The sequence below is a fragment of the Carnobacterium sp. 1290_CSPC genome, assembly GCF_001053265.1.
GTDB lineage: Bacteria > Bacillota > Bacilli > Lactobacillales > Aerococcaceae > Aerococcus > Aerococcus urinaeequi.
Genome location: NZ_JVVG01000106.1, coordinates 21,632 through 27,925, shown reverse-complemented (window position 1 = coordinate 27,925; position 6,294 = coordinate 21,632). Strand labels below are relative to the sequence as shown.

Sequence of the window (6,294 nt, the reverse complement as noted above, 5' to 3'; positions counted from 1 at the left end):
CTTTATGATAATGGAGATTCCTCTTTTTTTGAAGTCATCAGTCCTATATATTGTAGAGCCTCTTTATTTGCTTAAGTCTATTGTTACAGGGCAAACTTTACTCATCAGTCCTATTTGACGAAGAGCCCTTTTTTTCAAATTTACTCGACCAATTTACGGCCTTCGTTGCCTCTTTCGATATTTTCTAAGATGTCTTGGTTTAAGAAGCCATCGTCGTATTGTTTACGCCAGTCCATAAAGCCTTCGTCTAACCCGCGAATAAGGACTTCTGCGGTACCGATATTGGTTGCTAGTGGGATGTTATACACGTCACATAAACGGATTAGGGCAGTCACATCTGGTTCGTGGGGCATAGCTGCTAATGGATCCCGCATAAAGATGACTAAGTCCATTCCGTTTTGTGAGATTGCTGCACCGACTTGTTGGTCACCACCAAGTGGGCCTGATTTAAAGCGGTGAACGTCTAAACCAGTGGCTTCGATTATACGTGAACCGGTTGTTCCTGTAGCAAATAATTCATGTTTTTCAAGTATGAATTTGTAGGCAGTTGCAAAGGATACCATCATATCTTTTTTTGAATCATGGGCAATAAGTGCAATTTTCATATAGCATATCCTCCAGTTCGTATCGGCAATTTGATTTTCAAACGAGACATTCACCTTTTTCCTTAAATTACGTTTAATAATTGCGAATTAGTGAAGTGGATCGTCTTCTTCTGTTATAATTGTACCATAGATTATAAATTGTTCATTGCGACTTTTGAATGATTTGTTTGACGGAGGAGGTTAACATGAACAGACCTATCGGATTCTTAGATTCTGGTGTAGGTGGCTTGACAGTAGTGAAAGAAGCTATGCGACAATTGCCCAATGAATCGATTATCTATATCGGTGACAATGCCCGTTGTCCTTATGGACCAAGAAGTGTAGAAGAAATAGCAGCTTTTACCAATCAAATGGTTGATTTTCTTTTAACCAAAGATATTAAATTATTGGTCATTGCCTGTAATACAGCGACTGCGGTTGCTTTAGATGAAATTAAACAGCGGGTGTCTATTCCAGTTATCGGGGTGATTCAACCAGGTGCAAGAGCAGCTAATAAATACACAAAAAATGGCAAAATTGGTGTTTTAGGTACAGAAGGGACCATTAAAAGTGGCATGTATCTTGAAAACTTACTACAAAAAAATAAAGACTTGAACACGACTTCATTAGCTTGTCCAGCCTTTGTACCACTAGTAGAAAGCCAACAATATGCCACACCTTTAGCCAAAAAGGTGATTGCGGAAACTTTAGCACCCATTAAAAATAAGGGGTTGGACACAGTCATTTTAGGTTGTACCCACTATCCTTTACTAAGAGATACCATTCAAAAAACATTGGGGCATACGGTCAAACTCATTGATTCTGGCCAAGAAACCATCTCAGACGTATCCATCCTTTTGGATTATAACGACATTGCCAAACTGTCGGATGATCCATCACCAAGAGTGACTGAATTTTACACCACCGGATCACCAGAACTATTTAAGGAGATTGCGGACGACTGGTTGGATGAACCAATTGAAGTAGACCGTGTCACTATTGATACACTTGAAGCAATTCAAAAACAGATGAAAGAAGGCTAACATTTACATGAAGAAAGTAATGATCGCTACAGCCAACCAGGGTAAAGCCAAGGAATTCAAGCAATTATTCGACCAATACGGGATTGAAGTTAAAACATTACTAGATTTTCCTGACTATCCAGATATTCCAGAAACTGGGACTACTTTCATTGAAAATGCGACGATTAAAGCCACAACAGCTGCGAAAGACTTGCACATTCCAGTTATTGCGGACGATTCCGGTCTGGCTATTGACGCACTTGACGGGGCACCAGGAGTTTATTCAGCTCGTTACGCAGGCCCTGAGAAGTCAGATGCCAATAACCGTAAAAAGGCCTTAACCGAGCTTGCTGACGTCCCTGACGCAGACAGAGGTGCGACTTTCCATACCTATCTAGTCGTTTCTGACGCACAAGGTCAAGTGATCAACCACTATCACGGCACTTTATCTGGGGTCATCTTACGTGAAGAACGCGGGGAAAATGGCTTCGGCTATGACCCAATTTTTTACGTACCAAGTGAAGGGTTAACCACAGCTGAAATGTCAGCAGAGAAAAAAGATTCTTTAAGTCACCGAGGGAATGCCTTACGTTTACTAGCCAAAGATTTAGAAAATGGGGAGTTGAACTTATATGAAGATTCTAATCACGAGTGATAACCACGGCGACCACGAAGCGCTGGTCAACCTAGTCTTAAAAGCAGGGGATGACATTGATCTATTTATCCACTGTGGTGACTCTGAGTTATCAGAAGATGATACCATCTGGGGTATTTTCCATACTGTAAGAGGGAACACTGACTATGGCAACTACAAGGACGTCATTAGCTTAAATACCACTGAAGGGAAGATTGTCGTGACCCACGGCCATTTATATGGGGTAAAACAGAACTTGAAGAAATTGGTTGCCTTAGCGAAAGACAATCAAGCGGATGTCATCATGTACGGCCATACCCATGTCATGGATGACCAAGAAATCGACGGGATTAAAATTATTAACCCAGGTTCAATCCGCCTGCCAAAAGGTAAATACCCATACCCATCATTTGCCCTCTTAGACTGGCAAGGTGACAAGAAAGAAGTCACTTTCTACAATGCTAACTGGGAAGTTATTACTGAGGTTGGTTAAAAATAGAAAAAAAGTCGCACGATCAAGTCCTAATTTGGACTTGATCGTGCGGCTTTTTGTGTATGTGATTGTAATGATTATAGTTCTGCACCTGAGTCATAAACAGGTTGTTTGTAGCCATTACGTACAAGTAGGGCTGTAAGTTGTTCATAGTAGTATGAACGAACTGCCATCTTATCGCTATCTCTAGTATTGAATACTACCCGGTAGAATAAGCGGCCAACAGCGTCACGTTGGTAACCCCAAACTTCAGCTTCACCTAAAACCCGGTCATCAGAAGAAGCTAATGATAAACCATCTTTAATAACAGATTCGATTGAACCTAAATCAGCGTTTGGATCAATGTACAAGTCTACGTACATACGACGAGTGGTATTAGAAGAGTTGGTTACATTTTCGATGTTGCGGTTAGGGATAAAGTGTCTTGAACCGTCGTCACCAGAAAGAATAGTTGTCCGGATACCCGTTGAGATAATGGTACCAGATAGACCAGCAATTGTTACATAGTCACCGACAGCAAATTGGTGTTCTAATAGAATGAAGAAACCATTCACAACGTCAGTGATAAAGCCTTGTGCACCGAGACCTAAGGCTAAGGAGGCAACCCCAGCACCGGCTACTAGTGTGGCTACTGGTAAACCTAGAATAGCTAGAATAGAATAACCTAATAGGAAATAGTAAGTGTATTGAACAATGTTTTCCACTAATTTATGGATGGTTTTGTTTCGTTGAATAGACCCGACATTACGGTTTTCAATTCGTTTAGCGTCTCGTTCAAAGTATACGTCAACAATCCGGTCAACAGTCCTTTTGGCAATCCAAAAGATTAATGCAGTGATTACTAGTTCAAAAACGGTAGAAATTAAGCTTGAGAGTAGGCTAGCATAGTCAATTGATTCGATATAAGTGCGCCACCATTGTCTAATTTGATCCAAATAAATCATCCTTTCAATATAATCCTTGCTCTTCATGGTATCGAATGATGAAATTATTGTAAAGCCAATTGCAAAAGGGTTAACCAATATTTAAGCTATAGGATTTTTTATCTTAAATTAAGTGCGTTATATTTTGTAAAGCCCTCTCATAGTGTGGTAAAATATTCTTATAGTTATATATTAAATATCTTATATTTAATGATATGAGAGATGGAGAAGGAGTGATTTTTACATGACCGGAGGCCAAATTGCGGGCTTAATCGCAGCAATAGCATTTGCGGCATTAGTGATCTACATTATTCTATTCTTACGTGAACTAACAAAAACCATGAAGGAAGTTACAGGTATTGTTAATGAAGCGAATGAAACAGTTAAAGTAGTCACCAAGGATGTGGATGCATTATCAATTGAGGTGCAAGGATTACTCAATAAGTCTAATGTTTTATTAGATGATGTGAATGGAAAAGTAGCTCAAGTGGACCCATTGTTCAAAGCAATCGGGGACATCGGGGTAACTGTTTCAGACGTGAATGATTCTACACGTAACCTGGTCCTAAATATTACCAATACTGCCCAAACAAAGGTAGATGATATTAAGGATAAAACAACAGGTGCTACTGAAGCTGGTTCAGCTACAGTAACCGCTGATCAAGCAGTAAAACCTGGACAACCAAATGTGACGGGTATTCAAAAAGTGGGCCAATCAGCTAAAGCTTTATACCAAAAACGCCAAGTGCGCAAGGCACAAGAAAATTCACAATCTAAACCATATTAATCAATATTATTAATTGAAAGAAAGAGGGAAATATATATGTCTAGAAATACAGGGTCATTCTTATTAGGTGCAATCATCGGTGGTACTGCAGGTGCTGTAGCAGCATTATTATTCGCACCAAAATCAGGTCGCGAGTTCCGTGATGATTTAAACCAACAAGCAAACGTTCTTCGTGATACAGCTTTAGACTACGCTGATATCATCACTGAAAAAGGTAACGTAATGTATCAAACTGCTAGCGACGCTGCACAAGATATCCGCGTGAACTTATCAGAATCTGCTGAAGTTTTAAAAACGCAATTAAACGAAGCAACTACTGAAGCAACTAAACAATACCAAGTAGCTCGTGATGAAGTGGCAGGTGCTTATGCAGATGCCAAAAATACGACTGCCCAAGCAACAGAAGATGCAAAAGCTGAAGTTGCGGAAGGTACTGAAGAAGCGAAAGTCGCTACTGATAAAGCAGCAGCTAAAGAACAACCACTTAAAGAAGACGCTGCAAAAGTGAAAAAACAAGTGGAAGAAGTTAAAGAGAAATAATTGCTGACTTAAGCAGATGAAACAGGATTGTCTACAAGTATTTGAGGTTTTGAAATACTTGTAGACAATTTTTGTTGTGTTTTGTAAAAACCATGCAAATTTTGCACTTTTTTATGAAAATGGCTTGTTAAACAATTCAAATACTGATAGAATATGAAAATGCGTATGAAAGCAATCACTGTATCAAAGAAAACGTTTGCAAATATAACTTTTTAGTGCTATATTGGGCAAAGTAAATATGAAAATAAATTTAAAAATTTTAAAGGAGCGATGAAGATGGAAAAACAAACTGTTACGATCTATGATGTTGCGCGTGAAGCACAAGTATCTATGGCTACAGTTTCTCGTGTTGTAAATGGTAACACGAATGTTAAACCTTCAACGCGTGCAAAAGTATTAGATGTAATTAAACGACTAGACTACCGTCCTAATGCGGTCGCACGTGGATTAGCAAGTAAAAAAACGACAACTGTTGGGGTATTATTACCAGATATCACAAATAATTTCTTTAGTGCTTTAGCTTTAGGGATTGATGATATTGCGTCAATGTACAAATACAACATTATCCTGGACAATGCAGATAATAAAAAAGAATCACAAGTTCTTTCTAATATCTTAGCAAAACAAGTAGATGGTGTTATCTACATGGGGCACCAATTATCTGACTCTGTTCGTGAAGAAATCAACCGTACAAACACACCGTTTGTATTAGCAGGTTTAAACGATGATAAAGGCGAAATTCCTTCTGTAAATATCGACTACACACAAGCTTTCTATGAAGCTGTTTCTGGTCTATTTGCACAAGGATACAAAAATATTGGTTTCCTAGCTGCTAAACCATACTTTACCAATAACTTAGACCGTTACAATGGTTACTTAAAAGCTTTGGAAGAAGCTGGTAAAGAATTGGACAAATCATTATTATTTGAAGTTCAAGACTCTCGTTTCAAAAACGGTGAAGACATAGCCCAACGGATCCGTGATTCAAAAGCAGACGGTATCGTTGTCGTTGGTGATGAGTTAGCGGTTAAAGTAACGAACCATATGGTGGATAACGATGTGAAAGTACCAGAGGAATTCGCTGTTGTGACGTCAAACAACACTGCCTTAACTGAAGTTGTTCGACCAACTTTAACGTCAATCGAACCACCTTTATATGATATTGGTGCCGTTTCAATGCGTATCCTAACAAAATTAATGAACAAAGAAGAAGAAATCGAAAACCATGTAACCTTACCCCATAAATTTATTTTACGTGATTCAACTAAAGATGCATAAAGTGAGAAAGGCCCTCAAAGCGAAGTGCTTTGA

Annotated in this window: 8 protein-coding genes; 6 read left to right on the top strand and 2 right to left on the bottom strand. The window is 38.9% G+C overall.

What is annotated here, in order from left to right; genetic code table 11:
• Window positions 1-140: 140 nt before the first annotated feature.
• Window positions 141-605 (bottom strand): methylglyoxal synthase, encoded by a 465-nt coding sequence (gene mgsA / locus AC973_RS08845; RefSeq protein ID WP_048729701.1) that lies wholly within the window; start codon window positions 603-605, stop codon window positions 141-143.
• 185 nt (window positions 606-790) lie between these two features.
• Here mgsA and racE point away from each other — a divergent pair, with 185 nt between their 5' ends.
• The 3 genes from racE to AC973_RS08830 are packed head-to-tail and all read left to right on the top strand — an operon-like array spanning window position 791 to window position 2,733.
• Window positions 791-1,627 carry a glutamate racemase gene (gene racE, locus AC973_RS08840; protein WP_192828998.1) on the top strand — a complete coding sequence of 279 codons (837 nt, stop codon included), beginning with the start codon at window positions 791-793 and terminating at the stop codon, window positions 1,625-1,627.
• A gap of 7 nt (window positions 1,628-1,634) precedes the next feature.
• Window positions 1,635-2,261, top strand: coding sequence for an XTP/dITP diphosphatase (locus AC973_RS08835; protein WP_048729697.1), 627 nt, complete (start codon window positions 1,635-1,637; stop codon window positions 2,259-2,261).
• Complete coding sequence (locus tag AC973_RS08830; RefSeq protein ID WP_048729696.1) at window positions 2,239-2,733, top strand: YfcE family phosphodiesterase; 495 nt, start codon at window positions 2,239-2,241, stop codon at window positions 2,731-2,733. Before AC973_RS08835 ends, AC973_RS08830 begins: the two co-directional genes overlap by 23 nt.
• 77 nt (window positions 2,734-2,810) lie before the next feature.
• Here AC973_RS08830 and AC973_RS08825 read toward each other — a convergent pair whose 3' ends face one another.
• Window positions 2,811-3,677 (bottom strand): mechanosensitive ion channel family protein, encoded by an 867-nt coding sequence (locus tag AC973_RS08825; protein ID WP_225968978.1) that lies wholly within the window; start codon window positions 3,675-3,677, stop codon window positions 2,811-2,813.
• A 223-nt stretch (window positions 3,678-3,900) separates the two neighbouring features.
• On the opposite strand from AC973_RS08825, the gene AC973_RS08820 reads away from it, so the two are divergent.
• From AC973_RS08820 to AC973_RS08810, 3 genes are all read left to right on the top strand, one after another.
• A complete protein-coding gene (locus tag AC973_RS08820; RefSeq protein ID WP_048729693.1) occupies window positions 3,901-4,443 on the top strand; it encodes a DUF948 domain-containing protein in 543 nt (180 codons plus the stop codon).
• Between the two features lie 36 nt (window positions 4,444-4,479).
• A complete protein-coding gene (locus AC973_RS08815; protein ID WP_048729692.1) occupies window positions 4,480-4,983 on the top strand; it encodes a YtxH domain-containing protein in 504 nt (167 codons plus the stop codon).
• A 276-nt stretch (window positions 4,984-5,259) separates the two neighbouring features.
• The gene (locus AC973_RS08810; protein ID WP_048729690.1) at window positions 5,260-6,261 is read left to right on the top strand and encodes a substrate-binding domain-containing protein; all 1,002 of its coding nucleotides are present in this window, start codon (window positions 5,260-5,262) and stop codon (window positions 6,259-6,261) included.
• Window positions 6,262-6,294 lie beyond the last annotated feature (33 nt).